General features: G+C 61.0%; 20 protein-coding genes. 8 read left to right on the top strand and 12 right to left on the bottom strand.

Annotated elements, in window-relative coordinates:
* Positions 1–36: 36 nt before the first annotated feature.
* From J7024_RS29490 to J7024_RS29465, 6 genes are all read right to left on the bottom strand, one after another.
* The gene (locus J7024_RS29490; RefSeq protein ID WP_234745699.1) at positions 37–780 is read right to left on the bottom strand and encodes a hypothetical protein; all 744 of its coding nucleotides are present in this window, start codon (positions 778–780) and stop codon (positions 37–39) included.
* Between the two features lie 180 nt (positions 781–960).
* On the bottom strand, positions 961–3,258 hold the full coding sequence (locus tag J7024_RS29485; protein ID WP_268838532.1) for a phage integrase family protein: 2,298 nt from the start codon (positions 3,256–3,258) through the stop codon (positions 961–963).
* A gap of 53 nt (positions 3,259–3,311) precedes the next feature.
* A complete protein-coding gene (locus J7024_RS29480) occupies positions 3,312–4,016 on the bottom strand; it encodes a hypothetical protein (RefSeq protein ID WP_234745698.1) in 705 nt (234 codons plus the stop codon).
* A 72-nt stretch (positions 4,017–4,088) separates the two neighbouring features.
* Positions 4,089–5,270, bottom strand: a complete 1,182-nt coding sequence (locus J7024_RS29475; RefSeq protein WP_234745697.1) for a PIN domain-containing protein — start codon at positions 5,268–5,270, stop codon at positions 4,089–4,091.
* 18 nt (positions 5,271–5,288) lie between these two features.
* Positions 5,289–5,564 (bottom strand): hypothetical protein, encoded by a 276-nt coding sequence (locus J7024_RS29470; RefSeq protein ID WP_234745696.1) that lies wholly within the window; start codon positions 5,562–5,564, stop codon positions 5,289–5,291.
* Positions 5,565–5,587: 23 nt separating this feature from the next.
* Entirely contained in the window at positions 5,588–6,406 is an 819-nt protein-coding gene (locus J7024_RS29465) for a hypothetical protein (RefSeq protein ID WP_234745695.1), read from the bottom strand.
* A gap of 251 nt (positions 6,407–6,657) precedes the next feature.
* Here J7024_RS29465 and J7024_RS29460 point away from each other — a divergent pair, with 251 nt between their 5' ends.
* The gene (locus tag J7024_RS29460; RefSeq protein WP_234745694.1) at positions 6,658–7,116 is read left to right on the top strand and encodes a hypothetical protein; all 459 of its coding nucleotides are present in this window, start codon (positions 6,658–6,660) and stop codon (positions 7,114–7,116) included.
* Between the two features lie 967 nt (positions 7,117–8,083).
* Here the strand turns inward: J7024_RS29460 and J7024_RS29455 are convergent.
* From J7024_RS29455 to J7024_RS29440, 4 genes are all read right to left on the bottom strand, one after another.
* Positions 8,084–8,275: a hypothetical protein gene (locus J7024_RS29455; RefSeq protein ID WP_234745693.1), complete on the bottom strand. Its 192-nt coding sequence runs from the start codon at positions 8,273–8,275 to the stop codon at positions 8,084–8,086.
* A gap of 405 nt (positions 8,276–8,680) precedes the next feature.
* Positions 8,681–9,022 (bottom strand): hypothetical protein, encoded by a 342-nt coding sequence (locus tag J7024_RS29450; protein WP_234745692.1) that lies wholly within the window; start codon positions 9,020–9,022, stop codon positions 8,681–8,683.
* Positions 9,023–9,335: 313 nt separating this feature from the next.
* Complete coding sequence (locus J7024_RS29445) at positions 9,336–10,304, bottom strand: ParB/RepB/Spo0J family partition protein (RefSeq protein WP_098557230.1); 969 nt, start codon at positions 10,302–10,304, stop codon at positions 9,336–9,338.
* On the bottom strand, positions 10,301–11,509 hold the full coding sequence (locus tag J7024_RS29440; protein ID WP_124825603.1) for a ParA family protein: 1,209 nt from the start codon (positions 11,507–11,509) through the stop codon (positions 10,301–10,303). The genes J7024_RS29445 and J7024_RS29440 overlap by 4 nt, the downstream gene beginning before the upstream one ends.
* Positions 11,510–12,320: 811 nt before the next feature.
* Here J7024_RS29440 and J7024_RS29435 point away from each other — a divergent pair.
* On the top strand, positions 12,321–13,703 hold the full coding sequence (locus J7024_RS29435) for a replication initiation protein (RefSeq protein ID WP_098557368.1): 1,383 nt from the start codon (positions 12,321–12,323) through the stop codon (positions 13,701–13,703).
* A gap of 455 nt (positions 13,704–14,158) precedes the next feature.
* On the opposite strand, the gene J7024_RS29430 is transcribed toward J7024_RS29435, so the two are convergent.
* Positions 14,159–15,300, bottom strand: a protein-coding gene (locus tag J7024_RS29430) for an IS3 family transposase (RefSeq protein WP_175752761.1) whose coding sequence is annotated in 2 segments (ribosomal slippage) — positions 14,159–15,063 and positions 15,063–15,300 — 1,143 coding nt in all. Because the reading frame shifts where the segments join, the coding sequence is not laid out codon by codon here.
* Between J7024_RS29430 and J7024_RS29425 the strand changes: the two genes are divergently transcribed.
* The 6 genes from J7024_RS29425 to J7024_RS29400 all read left to right on the top strand — a co-directional run bounded on the left by J7024_RS29425 (position 15,232) and on the right by J7024_RS29400 (position 20,969).
* On the top strand, positions 15,232–15,693 hold the full coding sequence (locus J7024_RS29425) for a replication initiation protein (protein WP_234745691.1): 462 nt from the start codon (positions 15,232–15,234) through the stop codon (positions 15,691–15,693). The two genes, J7024_RS29430 and J7024_RS29425, sit on opposite strands and share 69 nt — an antisense overlap.
* Before the next feature lie 419 nt (positions 15,694–16,112).
* Positions 16,113–16,391 (top strand): HU family DNA-binding protein, encoded by a 279-nt coding sequence (locus J7024_RS29420; protein WP_234745690.1) that lies wholly within the window; start codon positions 16,113–16,115, stop codon positions 16,389–16,391.
* On the top strand, positions 16,388–17,545 hold the full coding sequence (locus tag J7024_RS29415) for a PDDEXK nuclease domain-containing protein (RefSeq protein WP_234745689.1): 1,158 nt from the start codon (positions 16,388–16,390) through the stop codon (positions 17,543–17,545). Before J7024_RS29420 ends, J7024_RS29415 begins: the two co-directional genes overlap by 4 nt.
* Positions 17,546–17,655: 110 nt before the next feature.
* The gene (locus J7024_RS29410; RefSeq protein ID WP_234745688.1) at positions 17,656–18,075 is read left to right on the top strand and encodes a hypothetical protein; all 420 of its coding nucleotides are present in this window, start codon (positions 17,656–17,658) and stop codon (positions 18,073–18,075) included.
* A gap of 1,158 nt (positions 18,076–19,233) precedes the next feature.
* Positions 19,234–20,448, top strand: coding sequence for an ImmA/IrrE family metallo-endopeptidase (locus tag J7024_RS29405; protein ID WP_234745687.1), 1,215 nt, complete (start codon positions 19,234–19,236; stop codon positions 20,446–20,448).
* On the top strand, positions 20,445–20,969 hold the full coding sequence (locus J7024_RS29400; RefSeq protein WP_124594541.1) for a DUF4411 family protein: 525 nt from the start codon (positions 20,445–20,447) through the stop codon (positions 20,967–20,969). Before J7024_RS29405 ends, J7024_RS29400 begins: the two co-directional genes overlap by 4 nt.
* Positions 20,970–21,367: 398 nt before the next feature.
* Here J7024_RS29400 and J7024_RS29395 read toward each other — a convergent pair.
* A partial coding sequence (locus J7024_RS29395; protein WP_234745686.1) for an isochorismatase family protein occupies positions 21,368–21,661 on the bottom strand: 294 nt, incomplete at its 5' end.

Genomic DNA, 21,661 nt, shown 5'->3' with positions numbered 1-21,661 from the left:
ACAAACCGTCGGCGAGCGCGCACTCAAGGTGCCCGACTACCTAGCCGTACAAATCAGCTTGAGAAAACGCTCGCTGCATTTCTTGATGTGCTCGATCGACTGGCGATCTCGTGGCGCGTGCGCGACGGCCCAATACTTCGCTTCATTCCATCCGAGCTCGCGTGTCGCGCCTGCCACGGTCTTCTGGGTGACGAAGCCCCAGAACCACAGATCGTCCCAAATCAATAGCTCCTCATCGCGATACTGGAGGGCATGGTGGAAATACCGCCCGATGTTCGACGGGGAAATCGCTTTCGACCAATTGATGTGCGGGGCCAGCGCCTCAAAGATCGTCACGATCACCGCATCAACCGGGAGTCGCAACTGGTCGCCCTTGAGGACTCGCGTGTCACGCCAGAACTTCGCACGCAGTTTCGGCGTCGATTCGATATACGCCAGGTTACGTACAAAGAGCGCCGCGGTCTTCGGGCCCCACCCCGGTTGCAAGGCGAGACCATCGACCAGGCCGAGTTTTCCACCGGCAGTGATGAGGTGGTGAAAGGCGGCGAAGTTTTCGGTCGCTCGTTGATCCCGAATCTCGTGGAAGAATTCACAGATTGGGTCAAGTTTCGGCTTGGACTGCGTCTGAAGCGCTCGGTGCATCAATAGCAACGCGCGCTCATCGACCGTCGCCGGCGACAGCGACTCGCCGAGGAAGCCTTGTTGGATCGCTGCATTGACGTGGTGGTGCTCGACCAGGAACGCAAAGAGTTCCCTGATCGGTTTCGGTCGTGCTGTCATCGTTACGCCCCGTTCGTTATGTGTCTGTGCATGAGGGTGCGCACATTGATGGGTCTCCCTTCGCGACATCCACGTCGCAGATATGACAGCGCTCAATCTAACGAACTTGGGTCGCCGATCTGCCACATCCAACTCTTTTCCCAGCAAACCACATCCAACCCGCCGGTGTCGACAACTCCGCTACCACCGCCATCGCTCGCCGGCCACCTCGGCCCATGCATCGCTTTCGGACATGCAGCGATGCTGCTCGGCCGTTAGCGCTATCGCGACCAGCAGGTCGTCGACGCGCCGGTCGAACGCGTCGTCGTTCTCGAATGGCACCTGTAGCACTGTCACGCCGTCACGCGTCGGTGTGCGCGCCACACCGGCCAGCACCTCGCGCTCGACGCGCTCAAGCACCCGCGCTCGGCCGCGGCCGCCGGCGCGCTTCGGCTCGACCTTCAGTGTCACATGCACAGCTACCATCGGCGCACCTCCGGCGTCCGCTGCGATAGCGACATGCTGCGCCGAACTCGTCGCCGCGCGCGGTGCATCCGCCGACGTCTCAGTCGCTGTCCCGGCCTCGCCTTCGGCCCCCTCGAGCGCCGCATTGAAAAACGCCTCGACCGACTGGAACTGCCGCACCGCATCCGCCTTGGTGTAGAGCGTGGTGGTGCCCAGGCTCGCGTGACCGAGCAGCTCCTGCATGTCGCGAATGTCGGCGCCGGCGTCCAGGCCGTGGTTCGCGAAGGTATGGCGCAGCCAGTGGGTGCTGGCACGGCGCAGATCGGCGGCCGCGTTCGGGTACGTGAGTGCCAGCTGGTCAGCGGCCCGCGCAAAAATCCCCTTGAACAGCCGCCCGACCACGTCGGGGTGCAACGCCTCGCCCGTCACGAGATGGGCGATCAGCGGCGTGTCGGCCGGTGCAGTCTCCAGCGCGAGCGGCACCGGTCGGCTGCGCAGCTGCGCACGCAGCGTGTCGATCAGTCGGCGCGGCATCGGCACCGTGCGTGCGCGCCGGCCCTTGCCCATCACGCGCAGGCTCCACGCGTCGTCCAGGGCGCCGTCCAGCGCGGTGCGCGTGAGCGCGCCGATGGTCGCCGCAGCGAGCTCGGCGCGACGCAGTCCGGTCGCGTACGCGAACAGCAGCAGGAACGCGTCACGCGCGGTGGTCGCCCGCTCGCTCGAGACGTCAAATGCCGACTGCGGCCGCAGCACGGTCTGGAGCACGTACTGCCACTGCGCGCGCGTGAGCGTGCGGCCGGTCGCGTCGATCGGCACTGACGGCGCGGCCGGCAGCCCGCCGAACGGGTTCACGCGCAGGTACTGCTGGCCGACCAGCCAGGCGCCCATCGCATTGAGGATCCGCCGCGCGGTGTCGCGGCTGCGCTCAGACAGCGGGCCGACGAATGGCCGCCAGGCCGGATCGAACCGTTCGACGCGGCCGCGCCCGATCCAGCGCGCGGCGGGCTGCGGATCCCGCAGGAACACGTCCAGGTATTCGGCGCAGTCCATCGTGTTCAGCGACGACAGCGGTTTGCCCTTAGCGACGATCGCCCACAGCAGCAGCCGTTCGGCTTCGCGCCGGTACGCGCGGCGGGTCGCCTCGCTACGCGCGCCACGCGTCGCGATCCACGCGTGGACCGCCTGCAGGTCGGTGTTGAGCTCCGCCTGATGCGCGGGCACCGGCGCGCGGTTCAGACCGGCCGAGCCGTCGAGCGCGGTGGGCACGCGCAGCGCCTCGAGCGGCACCACGTCGGCCAGCGCGCCCGGCACCGGCTGCAGCGCCGGGTGACCGGCGGCCAGCTGCCGGCGGGGCGTGATCGCGAGCGGCGACAGGTAGCCCAGGGTGTCCGGGTGCTGCGCGATGAAGTCGGTAATGCGCTGCGCGCCGATCTTGCCCAGGCGCGGTACCGCGCAATACCAGCGATGGCGCCGCGCACGCATCAGCGCGAGCAACTCGGCAAAGCTCGTGACGCCGGCGGCCGCGAGCCGCGCGACTAGTTTCACGTCGAACCAGCCGTCGAGCGTGTGCTCCGGCTGCGGCGCCTCGACGAGACTCGCCTCCATCCGCGCGAGCGCGGCGTCCTGGCGCTCGCGCAGGCGACGATTTCGCGCGACCTTGCGGTCGAGCGCCGGCGACGACGCCGGCGGATAGGTTTCGACATACAGCGCGACGAGCTCGCGCTCGCTGTAGAACGCGTCGGGATCCACTTCAGCCCGGAACGCCTCGAGCGTCGGTACTTGCAGGCCGGCCTCGGTGCCGGCGTGCGCGTCGCGTGGCAGGCTGCCGGGTTTCAGGCGCAGCAGGTGCGCGGCGTCGATGTCGCGCGCGCGGCGCGCGGCGATCGTGAGCGTGTCGCGCAGCGTTGCGAGCGTGCGCCGGGTCACGCGCACGTCGGTACCGGGCGCACCGTAGTGCGCGTGCAACGTCGACTCGTCGAGCCCTTCCAGGTACGCGCGGTACAACGCGAAATGCGACGGGGTCAGGCGGCGCAATGACCGCGATGGATTCGCAGTCTTGGGCGCGTGGCGCGGTTGAGCCGACACGTTCACAGGTCAGCCTCGCTCTCAGCGGCCGGCAGATGCGGATGACGCTCCTTCATGCGCGGTTCGAGTTCGGGAATCAGTTCGAAACGCCTTGTCGCATACTGCCGTGCCAACCAGTCGAACTGGGCGTCGAAGGCTGCGAGGTACTGCGCGGTCATTGGATAGGGCTCGATACCCACCTCGGCCCGAATGGTGTCCGCCAACCGGCACGCCTCCGAACCGAAATAGATCGCGCGTTGCATCTCGAACTCGTACACATCGTCCCGGTGAGCCCAATCGTCCTGCCCGGCCACCCAAGCAGAGCTCTGGTGCAGCCGCTCCCGAAATTCCCGCAGCTGGTCGACGCATTCGGCGCTCAGCTCCGACACCACTGTCTCCGGCGGGAGGTCAAAACGCAGATGGACGTCATCCAGCGCGTCAAAAGCCTGCATGTTGTGCCTGTAGTATTCGGGCAAGGCGTGATCGATGGCACTGCAGTAGGCGTTCGCCTCCTTCGCGAATGCCTCCAGCGCGTAGGCCGCGTCGCGATACGCGAGCGAGCGTCGCTTCGCGCTCGCTTCGTCTTCGCGCTTGCGGTCGCCACGCTTGACCAAGCCCAACACCACACCATTGACGATCGAAGCGATCACCGCGCTCGACGCCACGACGACCCACCAATTCACCGCCGGCGCTTGCGCCACGACCTTTGCTACTTCAGAGGTTGCCATTGAGAATCTTCCGTTGGCTTGAGGATTGCCGATAGCTGCCCGTACAGCGCGTCGGTGGCCAATACTTGCGCATCAGCCGAATTGATGAGGTGGCGTTAGGTTGTCGCCCAGCAGGGATAGCCAGTCGGGCTCGATCTGGCCGAGCTCGACCCGATGGACCGTCGGCAGGATTTCCACCGCGCCGATCTTGAACCGCTTCGGAATATCCCCCGTCAACGTCACGAGCGCGCGGACTGCGATCGCCGCATCGCAGTTAAACGTCCGGGTTCCCAATTCGGTGTAGGTGTCTTCAACTCCGTCCACGAAGCTCCAAGAACAGAATGCGCAATAGATCGAGATGCGGCCGTGCGCCGTGCCGTGCACGGCGACGGTGACGGCGCCATCCCCATAGTCCACCGCTTCAAATTCCGTCAACGCGATCTCGGGCACGGGGAGCTCGACGCGCTCCAGATCGATCCGCTCCTTCCAGTCGTACGCATAGCCAGACGACGCCTCAATATGTACCTGAATCGCCCCGAACGACGTCCGAAGCGCATCGAGCATTGCTGCCGCCAGATTGATCGGCCCACCCGGCCCCGACAGCTCCGCGAGACGACGCGCGGCAAATTGCGCGGTCTCGTCCTGGAACGCCCCCAGTGCGTCGCCGAGGTCGGCCGTGCAATAGAGCCGGTTGGTCCCCGCACAGAAGCGGTGCCAGTCCTTGTCGCTCGACACCACGAGAATCCCGGTCGACCGTGCGTTGGCCCAGCTTTCGAGCGCGAGCAAGGCCGCGGCATCGGGAAATTCGTGCTTCTTCTTGCCCGCTTCGGCAAACGGCGGCTGCATCGCGAAGTACCGGTCGAACAGCGCGCGCAGGTCCACGTGCTCCGCCACATTCAGCACCGTCGCGTCGGTCAGCTCGAGCCAGCGCGTGACCCGGGCGGTGGCCGCGTCGGCCGGGTCGATCGCTTGCGCGGCGCGCGTCTGCAGCTGCGTAAGTGCGGCCGGCGACAGCAGTCCCACCAGGTCCGGCGCCCGGGTCGCGCGCAACAACGCGGTGCGGGCGGCGGCCGCGTCGCGCGTGAGGTGCACGATCAACTCGCGCTGTACCACGTCCGGCATCAGGACCGCGACGTTCCGGGTGGACCGGAACTGTTCGACGCGGCGCAGCAGACCGTCCTCGAGGCGCCCCTGCTGCCCGTCAAAGATCGAGGTATCGAGCGCGATCGCGCCAATCAGCTTTTGTTCGATCAGTTCGTGAATCCGTGGGTCCATGGCGGTTTCCTGGCGGTGTTAGCGCGGCGCGCGGTTCGCGAGCGCCGCCCGCAGATTGGATTGGCACTGCGTGAGCGCGCGCTGCAGCGCCTGCTTCTGGTCGACGAGCGCGGCGTACGCCTGCTCGCTGCCCTCGAGCTCGGCCGCGGCGTCGAGCAACAGCTGCCGCAACTCCGCCGGCAGGCGATCGCCCGCTGCCTGCACGTGGCGCCGCAGCTGATCGGGCGTGGTTGACCGGAGCGCGACCGGGATGCGCGCGGGCATGGCGCGCGCGTCGGTGGTCGTGAGGGGCATGGTGCTGTTGCCGGACAAGACCATCACGCCGACGCCGGTGGGTTCGGCGCGGCCGACTTCGCAGCCACCGCCACGTCCGTTGATAGCGTAACGAGCAGCCGGTCCAGCACGCGCGCAAACTGGTCGCACAACCCGAGACGCCACGTCATGTCCGTGCGGTACCAGTCGAGTTTCGCCGGGTCAAAGCGCCCGCCTACCTCGAGCGCCCCGGCGCCGTTCAAGGCTCGACGATGGGCGATCGTCACCACGCCTGCATGGCTCAGGGCGCTCCAGTGCTTCTGCACGCTGGCGAGATAGGCGACACCGTCCGGGGTGAGCCCGAGCAGCGGCGCATTCCACTCCAGCTGCCGAACCGCGCGCTGGGCTTCGACCAATCGATCGTTGGCCAGCAGCAGCTTCCAGTAGCGTCCGAGCCGATCCCCCTGCTTCGGTCGCTGCTCGATCACGAGATCCCGGTCCACCGAGCAGAGCAGCGCCATCGCCAGCCCCTCGATCGCCTGGCGCGCGACATTGCCGGCCGCAGCCGCTTTGCCCGTGACCATCAGTTGGGTGGAGACGACCACGTCGTCCAGCACCTCAAACGCGAGGTCAGCCATCAGCGTGGTGCGCTGGGTCCGCACCGCTGCGGCGGCCAACTTGACCAGGAGCGCACGCCGAAAGCAGTCCGCCAGTCCGTCGGCCAGCGCGCCGAGCTCCTGACCGAGTGCGGCGACGAACTGAGCACGCACCGCGCGACCGTCGTCGAGCAGCAAGCGTCGGACATCGGTCGGGTCGGTCAAGTTAATCGAGGGTGGCGTCATCGTGAACTCCGGAAGGGGCGGCCAGCGCAATGTATTGGTCATGACGAAATCCGTAGCGCGCCGCACGGTGTGCGGCCGCCGTCGCGACCAGGCCGGTTCGCCGCGATTGCGACCGTGCCCCGTTGCGCCTTGCCCGGCGGGGTCTGGACAAGTATAGGGGAAAATGCGGCCGATCTGACGACGAAAAATTCCACATCTGATAAGCAGAGTTATCAGATGTGGCACTTTTGCCCCCGGTTCGACACGGCGAACATCGGGCTGTATAAAGATATATCTCTATACAGCCCGTTGGGATGATGCCCTTCTTCACCTCGGCCGATCACGACGCGGCCGTGCAGGCCATGCTCGACCACCCCGAGATCGGCAGCCGTCACCTGCGCGGCCTGATGAGCGGCATCAAGCGCCGCGCCCGGGCGCGCGCGGTGATCGCGTTCGTCCAGGCGATCGCCCCGCCCCCGCCCGATACGACGATCACGACCACGCGGCAGCTGATGCACGCGCTGTTCGGTCACGCGGTCTCGGTCAACGACCTGCACCGCGACTTCGCCACGCCCGGCCGCCGGGCCAACGATCGAGCCGATCTCGCGGCGCTGGCCGCCTGGCTGGCGCTCCACCGGGAACGGCTGGCGGCCGCGGCCGAGGCCCGGATGGTAGAGCTGGAGATCGCTTGGCAGCAGTTCACGGCGGCGGCTGCAGAGGCGGCCGGCGAGATCCGTACCGCCAGTCGGCCGGGACGACGCGGCGAAGCCTAAGCGTCTATACCTGATGGCGGATCAGGCGCAATGCTGTTTGGAGATATATCTGTATACAACATTGAATCGCCCATGAAAGGCCAAGCCGCAGCCGGGTTATCGTGGGTGAAAGCGTGTGCCATTCAAATGCCGGCGGTCTTTCGCGTGGTCTAGTTCACCTGTGGCGGATCTGGCCAAGTCGAGCCCAGCGTATTCAAGATGGTGCAGGCCACGCGTAGCGAGAGTATCCGTAGTATTGCCGCAGTCGCCGCTCGTCATACCGTCGGACGGTCCGCTTCCTGTCAAAGCTCGGACTGGGCACCTCTCCAACGGAGTGGGCCGTCCGCACCGAGCAGAGCCAGGCGGATCGGCTTGCGCGCCGCTTCCTCAGCGCTTCCCGCGCCGCGGTAGCGTAGTTGCTCAAATCGGTTGCCGTGAAGCCCGGGCGCGCTGCGTTGACTTTGATGTTGGTGCCATCGAGTTCGATGGCGAGTCAGATTTTCGATGCCTAGTCGACGCCAATATACCCACGTGAGCAATCCGTCGAATTGTCCTTCAGCGCGAGTGCCCCCGCGCTTGAGATATTGACGATGCGGCCAGCCAGCGCTTTGCGTAGACGCAGCAGCATCGCTTACAAATCACGGCGTTTGATTGTCAGGAACATTTTTCCTGCATGCGGGAAAAGTGCAGGCACTGACTCGGCGTCGGCGAAACGTAAAGGCCGAGGATACCACTAACCCACTCGGCCCCATCTGAGCATCGTGATACGTTTGCGGCTCTCGAACGGGGCGACCCGTACAAGATAATCGGCGGACGCAGTTCACTACCCGCGAGTTTATGGTGAGTTGGTTCCGCCTACCCCGCGCAAGCGTGTGAGAGGACCAGAAAGGGTGATAGGCGCACAGCGATGTCCAAAGCACTACCTCGCTGGAAAACCGATAGGTCTCGTCACTCCAAAAAGAAACGGGCCAGAAGGCCCGTCCTGCTATTAGGTCGACTTTCGCCACTCCGGCAGTTCAGGCGCAGAGCACACGATTTTCTTTCTCGCAGCCAGACGCAAATGTGCCTTTGTCTCCGCCGTGAGCGGGGATGGCTTCTTTTTCCGAAGCGCGACTTCCGCTACAACCTTGCGAGCAGCGAGCTCGGTAGCGGCCTTTTCGGGTTTCGTGACTTCGCTCATATCAGCTCCTTCTCGAGCAAATAGTCTAGCGGCTTTGCCCAGGATCGACTGCCCGAGCCAAGATCGAACTCCATCAACCGTTGCGACCCATGGACTTCCCGCCAAGGGTGATCGCAGGCAATGAGATCCTGCGCAGTCCAACAATCTGCAAACGCTGGAATCGCCCGCTGATGTGGCTCTGTAGGGGCGTCGAAGCCAATTTTAGGCCAGTAGCGGTAACCAATCAGGTGTTCGTCGTAACCCTCCCCACCTCCGGCGAGAAGGGTAATCCGACGATAGCCAAGGCAATGTGCAGTTATCGCGCACAACGCAAACGCGACTGTACCGAGATAGTCAGGGGCTTGCGGCGGAGGAACACATGATCGATGTGCAACGCTTGTCGGCCCGCTTCCGCGATATCACCAGCTAGTTCCTGTTCATTTTCATCGACGCTATCGATGCCATCTTCAAGGTGAAGTGACAGGCCACCCTCGACATCTTCATACATACCGATGCGATTTTTGTGAGGGTGTTGAATGACCGCTGGCTGAACGGCGGTGAGAGATCGCTCCCAAGCTCGTACTCGGCTTGAGCATGTGCACGGGCGCCATTGAATATCATCAGCAACTGCGCGTATTCAGCGCTGCTGATGTGGACACCATCGAGTGTCACTTGGGTTGTGGCGTCGAACTGGACGCCGTCCTGACGGAACACGCCGGAGAGATATTGGGTCGCGAGATCGGATGCGCGCAGACGACCGTACGGCATCCGCAAAACTCGATCAAAGTAGGGGGTGCGAGGAAGAGCCATAGGGGCGAGTGAGGTCGGCAGCCTAGCCCAGTCGCCTGCCGAATTCGGGCATTCAAGTGCATTCCCGGCGGGGCGAAGCTTTCCCGCACGCGTGAATATTCGAGGTTTCTAGCGCGAAGCGGCCCAAGTATTGGGTGTCCCCATTGGGGACACTGCCCAGTTTCCTTCTCGAGCGATGACCGCTGAGACCGCACGTGTCCCCAATGGGGACACGTGAAAGCTCGTAAAAAAAAGCCCGCGGATCGCGGGCTTGGTTGGACATCGCGGGGCCTCAGTCTGGAGCGGAAAACAGCTGCGAAATAAGAGCCCGGATCTTCTCTTCCTTTTCTACGGTGAGCATTCCTGCCTTAATCTTCACCGTAAAGTTGCCCGCGTCCCTTGTGATGGAGCCCGCCTGATTCTTTCCTGCAAAAATCTTATCGATCTGGCGATCGCTCACAGCGCCGCCCTTTCCATCGCTTTCGATCGCGAGCTTCATCGCCTTCGCAAGCTTCGTCTGATCGAGCTCACCGGCAACCACCTGCGCCCATTGCTCCTGGGCAATCTCAATCGCACGCCCTTCACGATTTCGAAGCACGGCGACAACAGCCTCTGCGGCATGGGCACCGAGTAGCCGAGGCTGAAGCTCAAGGTCTTTGATGATGAAGGCGGGCAATTCCGCGAATGCCAAATACCGATACAGCTCAGAACGAGAAATTCCGAGGCCTTCGGCCATCCGCTTCCGATTCGGAAACTCCTTCTCTGTTTCGCGTACCGAGCGAGCGATCTCGTAGTCGGTGAGGCCGTCGCGCACAACGTTCTCGACCAAGGCAAGCATCGCCATATCCTGGTCTGAGATGTCTGTAATGACGGCCTTGATCGTGTCTTTCCCGATCATCTTGTGGGAACGCCAGCGTCGTTCCCCCGCCACGATTTGGTAACCCGACGCCGTCTTTCGGACGACGATAGGTTGAATCAAACCCGACTCGCGGATTGACTCCGCGAGCTCGGTGAGCTTAGCCTCATTGAAGATCCGGCGAGGTTGCCACGGATTGGGAACGATATCCGCAACCGCCAATTCGTGCGAAGTGGTGCTCCGCTCGAGGTCCAAGATCCGAGCCTGAGCGGTCGCGAGTGCGGCCGCCATTCCAGGTGCAGTTCTTGGGGTAGCAGGCTTCTCAGGCTGCGCGGCGAGCTCGATGTCCTTAGCCGCGCGCAAGCCCGCTGTCTTGCTCATCATCCGTTCTCGCAGGTTACTCATGCCTCCGCCCTCCAGCGTGCGACCGACTGGTCGTCGATCCATTTACAGTGGTCTATCAACGGTTGCTTCACCCGCGCCAAGGTCTTCGCGACGCCGTCGGATCGAGAAAGATCGAAGACAGTCGACAGCGCCAGCGCACCATTGCTCATTACCGAACTCGCAGGGATTTCAGTCGCCGAAAGCCAGTCGCCGTACGCTCGTTGAGCCCAGACTCGGACCGCTGGTGCGGACGACACCGCACCATAGTCAACCTTCGAGAGCAATACCGAAATGAAGTCATAGGTCTTGTCGAGTTCGTGGTCGACAAAGCCTGCAGCAATTTCGGAGAACAGTGACCAGAACGACACCGACGAGATGAAGTCGAGGCTTTCCGGAACAAGCGGCATGACCATCGCGTCGGCAGCCATGAGCCCGTTCAGCGTCAAATAGGACAGGGAGGGGGCGGTGTCGAGAATGATGTAGTCATACTCGGAACGAAGCGGTTCGATGCCGCGACGCAGAACTGACCAGAATTCATATCCCGGATTTTCCGCCTGAGCTGTGGGCAAGTGGAATTCCGCGTCATGCAAATAGTTGTGCGCCGGAATGACGTCGATCCCATCCCAATAGGTCGACTGGACCTTTGACGCAAGCCCCCCCTCCATGGAGGGATCGTAGATGAACGGAAGCACTGTGTCTTCCCACGTCACATCCTTCTCTGCATACAGCCCGCAAAGCTCCGAGAGCGAAGCCTGCGGATCGAGATCAATGACGAGGACCCGGCGGCCACGCAAGCTAAGCGCCTGGGCCTCGCACATCGTGATTGTCGTCTTGGTCGAGCCGCCCTTGAAGTTTGCCGTGATCAGGACCCGGCCGCGATGCTCGCCCTTACCAGTGACGAGAGCGGTCTGAAAGATGTTCGAAGCCTTCTGCACCCACGTGCGCGCTTCAGCCAACGTGAAGATGCGAGCGCGGCCCGAGCCGTGAGCTTCGCCAGGCGGCAGATCGCCGCCTTCCTTCGTCGCCATATAGTTGATCTTCTGGCGATCGAGGCCACACATCTCGCTCAGTTCGCCGATCGTGAATACCGGGGGGTTCTTGCGAGGCCGCGGGGCCAAGATGTCCTCACGAAGCTCGTCGGTCATCACGGATAACCGCTTTGCGAACTCGCCAAGCTGAGATAGCTTCACCTGCCGCGCAACTGCTGGCAACTCGCTCATTTTCATTAGACGCTTCCTCTTGAGTTCAACGGTGAGGTGCTTTTTTCACGCTCACCGCAGATTTATACGGTTCTGCAGTTTTTAAACACGAACCGTAGAATACTAGCAAGACCGAAAAATCGCTATGTAATTCGCGTCGGGAACTGATTATTCGCCCGCTCGGCTCCAAATACCCGCGTCCATCGGCCTTTCGCAGGAAGCAGAAGCATCGGGCAGAGAAAGGTGAGGTGAATTGTGTCGTGGGAACTCGCCGTATGGCCTTGTTCGCAGCGCCGCAGCACACAATTTCCCTCACCTTAGGCGAGCCATGACCCTGATGAATTGGCATCGTTTAGGCGGAATTCACAATCCACCTCACCATCGAGCGCGGTCTTTAGGCCAAAAGAACCTTGGAAGTACCAGGGAGTACGGCGCCTTGAGCCCTTGTGGAATTCGGCCGTCGTACACAGGCTTTCTCACCCGGCAGCCTCTCTTGTTTGCCGGGTTGGTTGTTGTTGTAAACAAAGAAAACCCACCAACAACTAACAGCATAGGCACATTCCTTATAAATCAATGCGTTAGGTTCGAAAGGTGAGGGGTTGTGTGCTGAAGGCGCTGTGGATTGAGACCGAAGGTGAGGAAAAGTCCACAGAATGGTGAGAGAAATTGGCGACTAAGGTGAGGTTTTTGGGCGCGGGGGTGAGGCGAATGGGCTCAAAGGTGAGGTGAAATGTGGGCGTTGCATGCCGAAGGTGAGGTGGCGTGTGTTGACGGTTCACTTTGCCACCGGTACATTACGCTCCAATATGACAAATGCAGCGTGATGGCGGAGGGCGGCATGGCGGAAAGAGGGCAATTGGCGACGTCTCAGCAGTTGGCGCTTGCCCTGTTCGATGATGCGTCGGCAGAAGGGCTGCCAGTCGATAGCGCAAGGTCAGATATTGGTTTTTCTCGTAACAACGTCCTCATTCGAATCGTCGACCTGGGTGTGGCCGCTCGCCGCTTGATCGATGCAGCGTACTTCATTGTCGCCTACGACGAACGGCCCCGTGACCTCTATGACGTGGAGTTGGACTATTTCAAATGGCTCATGCGCTACTCGAGCCGCAACAACACCCACCTCGAGCAGGTCATCACCGAGGCGCAAAAAGCCCTTATCCAGGCGACGGCGCCCGCGGACGCTGACGGTGAGCGGCCTTTCGGTTCGACGCAACTGATCGGCCGTATCTCCTACCAGGGTGGCCGCTTTCAATTCCGTGTCCCGCCCGATCTGATTGGAATTATTCGAGGGAAGGGTAAGTCGCATTGGTTGAGTCTGCGCATCACCTCGATGTTCACCTTGTCCTACGCGCGGGTGATGTACGACCACTTGCTTCCGCACGCGGATGAAGGGCAGACCGACTGGATCCCACTCGACGAGTTGCGTGGATGGCAGGGAGAGATGGGCGCGAATGCGCAGGTGTTCAAGTACTTCAAACGGGATTGGCTCGAACCGGCCGTACAGCAGATCAACGAAGTTTCTGACCTCTCCCTTGCGTACGAAACGCGGAACCTGCCGGGTTCGCGAAAAATTGGCAGTCTCCGGTTCCGAATCAGCCGTAAAGATCTCGCCGAACGGGTGTTGCATACGCACGAGCACGCCAAGGAGATCTATCAAGCCCTGAAGCAGGAGTTTGGGCTTTCGACAGCGCAGTTCAATCAGATCGTTGGCGATCGAGACACCTACACCGATGAACGTCTCGAGCAAGCGATTGACCGTACTCGATTCAGCTTGAAGTTGGGCAAGGTGACGAAGAGTCCGGCTGGCTTTTTCATGAAGGCTCTCAAAGAAGGTTGGGCAGTCTCCGATGCTGAGCGCGAAATGGTGCAGGTTCAGCAGTCTCTCATTGAGCGTGAGCAGCAAGAGACCGAAGCAAAGGCACAAGCTCAAAACCGCGTGGCACTGCAGGCCGCAGCACAGGAGGTGAGTGCGCAGGAGCGGATGGGCGATGAGGTTCGGCAGGGCTGGGACGCGTACGAGGCCGCGACGCCGGAACAAAGAGAGGATTGGCGTCGCAACTACAAACGGTCTCCTGCTGCGAAGCTGACGATGCGTCGGTTGAGTATCGATCCAATGGCCGACTTGAATGAGGCTTTGCTTTCGCAACATGAGTCGCTGCGAGCGGCGTTCTCGCTCTACGTCTTCATGCAGACGCGTCCGATTCGAGCAAACCTCGGGTGAGGGGCGCCTGGCAGTTAAAGGCCCCCGCTTTTGTAGACAGGGGTTGTGAGGCGCGAGGAGGCATGTCGAAGAGTGGAGTGCGGTTGATCGTTAGTTGCATTCTTCATCGACCCGATGTCAGCCTTCTCCTGGGCGCGCAGTCAATGCGATCCTGCGTGATATTTCTGAAATAGCGACGCCAGGGTTAGCATTTCTGTCGTTCACATGGGAGAAGAGGTTGTCTTGGCAAGACCGAACATTGTCATGCGACTCATTGTCGATCTCGTCATCGAGAATCCGGGAAGTACCGGCCGAGAGATTGCAACAATGCTGTACGCACGAAATGTCGATCCCCAATCGGCGGAAATGAAACGAGTGCGTGTTGCATTGGAGTGCGTGTTGCATTGAACACGCTATGCAAGCAGGCGTGGCTGCGTAAAGAACGGGCTCTGGACCGGCCAGAGTTTCATAGACACTCACGAGCCGTTTAGCGCGTAGCGCCGCTCAAACTCAATCGGTGAAAGATCGCCGGCGGAACCATGCCGACGAACCGGGTTATAAAACATTTCGATGTAATCGAACAGGTCCGAGGTCGCGGTCGCCCGACTCGGATAGATGCGCCGCTTGATTCGCTCCTTTTTTAGGGCGCTGAAGAAGCTCTCGGCCACGGCATTGTCGTGGCAATTACCGCGCCGACTCATGCTTGGCACCATATGGTGCGCCTTCAGGAATGACTGCCAGTCATCGCTCGTGAATTGACTGCCCTGATCGGAATGCACCATGACACCGGGTCCCGGTTTGCGTTTCCAAACCGCAGCCAACAACGCCTGTAAAACCAGATCGCTGGTCATCGTCGAGCGCGTAGCCCAACCGACGATCTGGCGCGAGTACAGATCCATAACAGCCGCCAGATACAGCCAGCCCTCGTAAGTCCGGATGTACGTGATGTCCGTTACCCAGACCCGGTTCGGTGCGGTTGGCGCGAACTCACGGTTCAGCACGTTGGCGATTACGCCGACCGGACCACCCCGATAGCGGGGCTTGCTGCCATAGCCCACTTCTGCCCGCAGACCTTCGCCTTTCATGAGGCGATGGACGCGGTGACGGCTGCACGTTTCGCCCGATTCACGCAAATCCACCGTGATCTTGCGGTAGCCATAGACGCCGCCGCTGGCTAGCCAGGAATGCTTGATCAAACCGAGCAATCGATCATCCTCGCGCTTGCGGGCTCCAACTGTCTGCCGCTGCCAGACGTAATAGCCGCTGCGATGCACGCCAAGGACTCGGCACATCGAGTGCAGGTGGAACTCGCCGAGATGGGATCGCATGAATGCGTACCTTGCCGTTATCCCTTTGCAAAGTACGCGGCGGCTTTTTTTAGAATGTCGCGTTCCTCGGTCATGCGCTTGAGCTCGGCCTTCAGTCGCCGAACCTCGGCGCTCTGATCCAGTTCCGCCTGCCGCACGACGTCGGGCCTGCCGAACTTCAGTTTCCATGCGTAAAGGCTGTGGGTCGTGATGCCCAAACGCTGGGCCACCTCTGCCACCGAATGACCCCGTTCGGTTACCTGTTTGACTGCCTCGATCTTGAACTCATCCGTGTACCGCTTGCCGCTCATGCTGACCTCCTCGGTTGCCATAAATTATGGCTCGAAGATGTCTACGAAAGGCTGGCCGGTCCACTCAATCGATATCGCTTCAATCGGCACCATCCGCCGAAGAAGGACGACGTCGTCCGCCTGGGGCCCGATCCATCATCGTCAACGTACGCGGCGCGTACTCTTGAATACCTGGTGCGTGAAGCCGAGCACGGGCGGTGGCAAGTCAGCGTTGAGGGTTTGCGTGCGATGCTGCGGATGCCGGCGAACTATCGTTTTCACAAGATCAGGCCGTGCGCGATCGATTCGGCTGTCGAAAAATTCAATCTGCAAACCAACGTCATGGTTAGCTGGCAACCGATCAAGGATGGGAATGTGGTTCGCGCGTTGGACTTCCGCTTTGCGCGACGATGACCACTGTCTGTTGATTTGCACGGAATCCTGACCCACGGGGGATTCCGTGCAAATCAACAGTCGGTGATCACTTAACCGGCAAGGCGCAACGAATCTTCCCCCTATTTAAAGCCATTAAGCGTAACCCTAATAATAGGACTTATCACGGTTAAATTAATTGGGGTCTGACTCATATGGTGATCGTCTCCGTTTGGGCTACGCTGTCGGCGGTGGGGCGGCGAGCGCAGGCCGACGACGCGTGCTCGATATCTGCAACAGCGGGCACCGGGTGTCGGCCAAGTCGCGAAGCGTGAGGCGCAAGCCTGGCTTCTGTATGGCAGGCGGTCACCGGCGGCACGACCGTCTTGACTCTCCGGGGTTTGCGTGTCGGTCGTGGTGTGCGGTAGGGTTCGACTTTGACTTGGTGAGCAGGAGGGTTCATGAACAAGCAGGAACTCATCGACGCCGTTGCCGCAGGTGTCGGCGTCAGCAAGAGTGAAGCAGGTAAGACGGTCCAGGCGGCGTTGGACGTCATCACCGAGGCCGTGAGCCGTGGCGAGGCGGTGCAGCTCATCGGCTTCGGCGCGTTCTCGCGGGGGCAGCGCGCGGCGCGGACCGGTCGCAATCCGACGACGGGGGCTGAGATTGCGATCGCCGCAGCGAACACGGTGAAGTTCACTGCCGGCAAGGCCTTTAAGGATGTGGTGAACGCGTCGTGACGCAGCGGGAAGTTGAACAAGCCACTTACGCGGGCCTGCACAGTGAGATTGCTGAGGTGGTCGCGTCCACCCGCGCGGCCGCGGCCCGCAGCGTGAACGCGTTGATGACGGCGACGTACTGGGAAATCGGGCGGCGGATCGTGCTGTTCGAGCAGGGTGGTGACGAAAGGGCGGCCTACGGCGAGGCTGTGATCCGGCGCTTGGGCGGAGACTTGTCGCAGCGGTTCGGCCGTGGCTTCGGGTGGCGCAACATTGCCCAGATGCGTGCTTTCTATCTGGCCTGGCCGGCCGATCGGATTGTGCAGACGCTGTCTGCACAATCCGCCGCCCCCAAAATTGTCCCGACACCGTCTGCAAAATCGGCCACGCGATTATCCGTTGCAGGGGCCGAGGCCACGCCGCTTGAACTCAGCACGGTCGCGCAGGCGTTTCCGTTGCCCTGGTCAGCCTATGTGCGCCTGCTTTCGGTGAAGGCGGCCGCTGCGCGCGATTTCTATGAAGCCGAGGCGCTGCGTGAAGGCTGGTCCGTGCGTCAACTCGACCGCCAGGTGAGCAGTCAGCTCTACGAGCGACTGGCGTTGTCCCGCAACAAGGCGTCTCTGCTCGGAAAAGCCGCTGAACCGCAGCCGGGAGAGTTACTCACACCTGAGGAGGCGATTCGCGATCCGTTCGTCCTTGAGTTCCTCGATATGAAGGACGAGTACTCGGAGTCGGATCTCGAGGCCGGCTTGATCCAACATCTCGCCGACTTCCTGCTGGAGCTCGGCGATGATTTTGCTTTCATCGGTCGGCAGCGGCGCCTCCGGATCGATGACACCTGGTTCCGTGTCGACCTGGTGTTTTTTCATCGACGACTGCGATGTCTGCTCATTATTGACCTGAAGGTCGGGCGCTTCAGCTATGCCGACGCCGGACAGATGCACCTCTACCTCAATTACGCGCGCGAGCACTGGATGAAGCCCGGGGAAAATCCACCGGTGGGTCTCATCCTATGTGCCGAAAAAGGCGCCGCAGAGGCACATTACGCGCTCGACAACTTGCCGAACAAGGTTCTCGCGGCTGAATATCAGACGGTATTGCCGGACGAAGCCACGTTCGCACGAGAGCTCGAGCGCACCCGAATTGAACTGGAGCGGCGCGGGCGCGGCACATGAGTTTGCGATACGAATTCGGTATGAAGGGAGATTAGTTCCGCGGCAAAAATCTCCCGCTGATCCCGAATCCAATGTCATTTCGGTATCGAGTTGAACGCCGAGATCCATTTATGCGAAAACACTCAACTTTGCGTCGTCGGCCGCTCACGAAGGCCCAGCTTCTACCCCTTCCGGCGGAACAGATACGGCGCCTTGCGCTCAAACACCATCTCGCTCTTGCTGCACTCTGTGACGGCCGCGGCGATGTCGATGCCATCGTTACGTTGTCCAACGTGCTGGCTCTCGCCGTCTGTTTATCTGCTGACGAAGATGCGGAGCCGTGTCGTCGAGCGGGCAACGCGCTTGCTGAATGCATTGCACGCGCCGAGCATGGTGACCCGTGGACTTTGAACGACTCAGAGCGTACGGTGCTCAAGGCGTTGGTCCTTCTCCATGATGAGCAGCTTTCTGTTGTTCCAGTCCATCGCTACCTCGATGCGCTGGAGCAATTGCAGCGCACTAACGTACCGGACGTTGGTTTGACAATTTAGCAGGATGCGCGACCAGTCATCCCGCAAATGCTCTATAAGTTCTTCACGGACAGCCGGAGGAATCCACTGGGCAAAGCGACTTTCTAGATCAGGCGCATCGGAGTGCTTCCCCCAGCTGAAAGTTTCTACGTAGAAACTTTTGCTATCTACGCAAGGAGGTTCGCCGGGCAGTGCTCGCTTGTGTCTCGGACAGCGCTTGGTTTGTCACGCGCAGGTGGCCGAGTCGTTGGCGGCAGAAGTGAAAGGGTCGATAGTAAGGGCTATGTTACCCTTCATTTCGGGACGGATTCGATTTGTGACTGCCGCAGGGCGCTCACACAACCAAAGTTGCTACTACGTTTCAACTAATTTTGTGTCTACCAGCGGCCGGCAGGGTTCGTTGGCGGCATCCCGCCACTCCGGGGCTCCCCGCGGAGCAGCTTCAGGCGATCTTTCGAGCGGAGTTTCGCGGTCGAGCCGAGCCAGCGTGATAAAGGAAAGGCCTTTATCCAGCCGGCGCCGACGAGTTGGCGCTGTCGAGGGACGATCGCGACACAACTTTGGTTGAAATCGCCCATCGCGTTACAAATTTTGTTGACGCGATCGCGCTGCTAGGCACATCTTTAGTTGAAATCGAATTTCCCGCGGAGCCTTGCCTGGTATGGGTTTGTGGGAATTCCTTGGCGCTGTCGGATAGTTACAACTTTAGTTATGTGAGCGTCGGTTGCTGGCCGTGCGGCCCAGGGCATCCCCGGGCGGGCGCGATGGGGCGGGAGGGACGGTGCGAACCGATGCCGTGGTCCGTGCGGGGCGGCCGAGTGGATCTTTTAAGCTATCAAGTCTTGTAAGCTGATAGCAAAACCGCATGGCCGGCGCGAGGGATGCCACCCAAGCCAGCCCGGTCACCGGGATGACGTACGGGATCCGGTGAATCGGCGACAGCGCGTGTTGGCCACGCAGACGGCGAACGCCATCGCATCCCACGGCAAATTGGGCCATGGCTCGGGATCCTCAGTCCCGAAGCCCCCAGTCGCATAGCATTGAGGCTCGTCCCAATGAGTCAATTCTGGCAATACGACTTCTCAGGATTGAACAGGGCGGGTCACGTTGCTTTTCGCCTCAGGGACAGTGGGGCCACCCTTGTTTTTCGGGACCGTTTTCAGGGGCGGTACGTCTATAATGAACCGGTCCTACCACATCTCGAATTCAGCCAAAATGCCGCAGGTCAACCCCCGCATCCTCATATGGGCCAGAGAAGCTGCTGGCCTCGGCATCGATGAGGCCGCCACAACGTTGCAGCTCGGGGGCGCCCGGCAAAGCGGCGCTGAAACGCTCGAGACGTATGAACAGGGTTTGAAGGCCCCAAGCCGACCCTTGCTCTTGAAGATGGCAAAGGCCTATCGGCGGCCACTTCTGACGTTCTATCTTCAACACCCCCCGGTGAAAGCCGAACGGGGCGAAGACTTCCGAACGCTTCCTGGCGGCCGCGAACTAGAGAGTGCTCCCAAGTTGGATGCCCTCGTTCGCGATGTGTTCGTCCGCCAGCGTCTAGTCAGGTCGATTCTCGAGGACTCGGACGAGGCGCAGCCGTTGAAGTTCGTCGGCAGTATCACGTTGGCTCAACCAGTGGAGCACGCTGCCGAGGTAATCAGTGAACGGCTCTCGTTCGATCTGGATGAATTTCGGCGCAAAAAAAGCGTTGAGGAATCGTTCAACTACCTACGCGGACTAACAGAGAAGCTTGGTGTGTTTGTTCTCCTTATTGGTAACCTTGGCACACATCACACCGCACTAAGCACAGATATTTTCCGTGGCTTCGCGCTAGCAGAAAAAGTCGCGCCGTTCATCGTCGTTAACGATCAGGATGCGAAAGTTGCGTGGTCATTCACGCTGCTCCACGAGTTGGCGCATATCTGGCTTGGACGCACTGGTGTGAGCGGCGCTGACTTCGAGCAGAAGATCGAACAGTTCTGTAATGACATCGCAAGCGAAATGCTACTGCCAGAGGCCGAGATGAAGGAGCTTCGGCAGTTCGGCGGTGAGCGGCACGAATTGATATCGGCGATCAGCGATTTCGCGAGCCGTCGTAAGGTCAGCCGGGCTCTGGTTGCTTATCGACTGCTCAAGCGCCGCCAGATCGATCGCAAACAGTGGGCCGATCTTACTGGCGAGTTCCGCCGAAGCTGGGAGGAAGAGCGAGCCAAAAAGAAGGAGCAAGCAGCGGACGCCGCAGGAGGCCCGAATTACTACGTGGTGAAGCGACACAGGGTTGGCAACGCGCTTGTTGAAGTAACACGCAGAGCGATCGCCGAAGGCTTTGTGACACCGACGAAAGCTGGCCGCATCCTGGGGGTTCGGCCCACCAATGTTCAGGCGTTGGTAGGGGCGGCATGAAGCTTTATCTCCTCGACGCTAACGTACTGATCACTGCCAACCGTGACTACTACTCGATGGAGATGGTTCCGGTATTCTGGGATTGGCTGCTGCACATGGCAGAACTCGGGCACGTGAAGATGCCGATTGAGACGTTGGACGAAGTGCGCGACGGTGGTGGCAAGGCAAAAAAAGACGCCCTGGTTACATGGCTCAATCGCGCAGATGTATACGAGACGCTTGTTTTGCAAGAAGAGGCCGACCCGGAAATCGTGGCTTCTGTCTTAGCGAAGGGCTACGCTCCCGACCTCGACGAAACGGAGCTCGAAGAAGTCGGGAGGGACCCATTCCTGATCGCGTACGCGGTAACCGACCCGGGTCACCGTGTCGTCGTGTCGATCGAGGTATCTGCGCCAGCCAAAAAACGGGCAAATCGCCGCGTTCCGGACGTGTGCCGGGACAATGGTGTTTCTGTCTGCAACACATTCACAATGTTGAGAGAGCTTGGCTTCACGACCACGTGGATCAAGCCGACGGCATAGCCGCATGTGGCCTTTTTCGGGCTTAGAGCAAAATAGTTGCGTCACTCCAGAATCCTCGTGTTGCGGCGGTAACGTCCTGATTTCTAGACCGATTTCCGAGGCAGCGCAAGGCCGGTCGAGACGCTGAGTGCAGACGGGGCGCTCTCTGCCTCAAGCTCAGCCACCTATGCTGGAAAAGCAGTGTTGCAGTACATCCGGGGCCGACTGCGTCAAACTGCTCTCGGCCAACTGCTGCCCTAGCCCCGTCCTTGCTGAAGGACCGCTTCACCTCGTTTATGGGACATTGAGCTTGCCTGCGCTTGCTGCTTGGTGAGCGCGGTGTCCCGCATGCCGCTCGCGGTCGGTGCGCACCGCCAAGCCTTTGGATGATCACATCGGGCCTGGCAAGGCGTGCACCCTCAGCTCTGCAACGCGGGCATGATCACTTCCTGCACAATCCGCATCCCTTCGGGCGTGCTCCAGTTGCCCGCAAGCTCAGCAATCACCTGGTTAGTACTGGAGAGTGTGATGCCGTTCTTCTCCATGCGGCGCAAAGCCATGTCGTCGCCGATCTTGCTTGGCGAGCCGCCGGCATCGGCAATCACCTGCACGTCGTAGCCGTCGCGCACGAGGCTCAGTGCCGGGAACACAGTGCAGACGTCGTTGGTGACGCCCGCGATGATGAGCTTGCGGCGCGCCATCGCCTTGACGGC

The sequence above is a fragment of the Burkholderia sp. WTPI3 genome, from assembly GCF_021483755.1.
Classification (GTDB): Bacteria; Pseudomonadota; Gammaproteobacteria; order Burkholderiales; family Burkholderiaceae; genus Burkholderia.
Note: the sequence above shows the minus strand (reverse complement) of the source record. Positions and strands in the feature narration are given on the sequence as shown.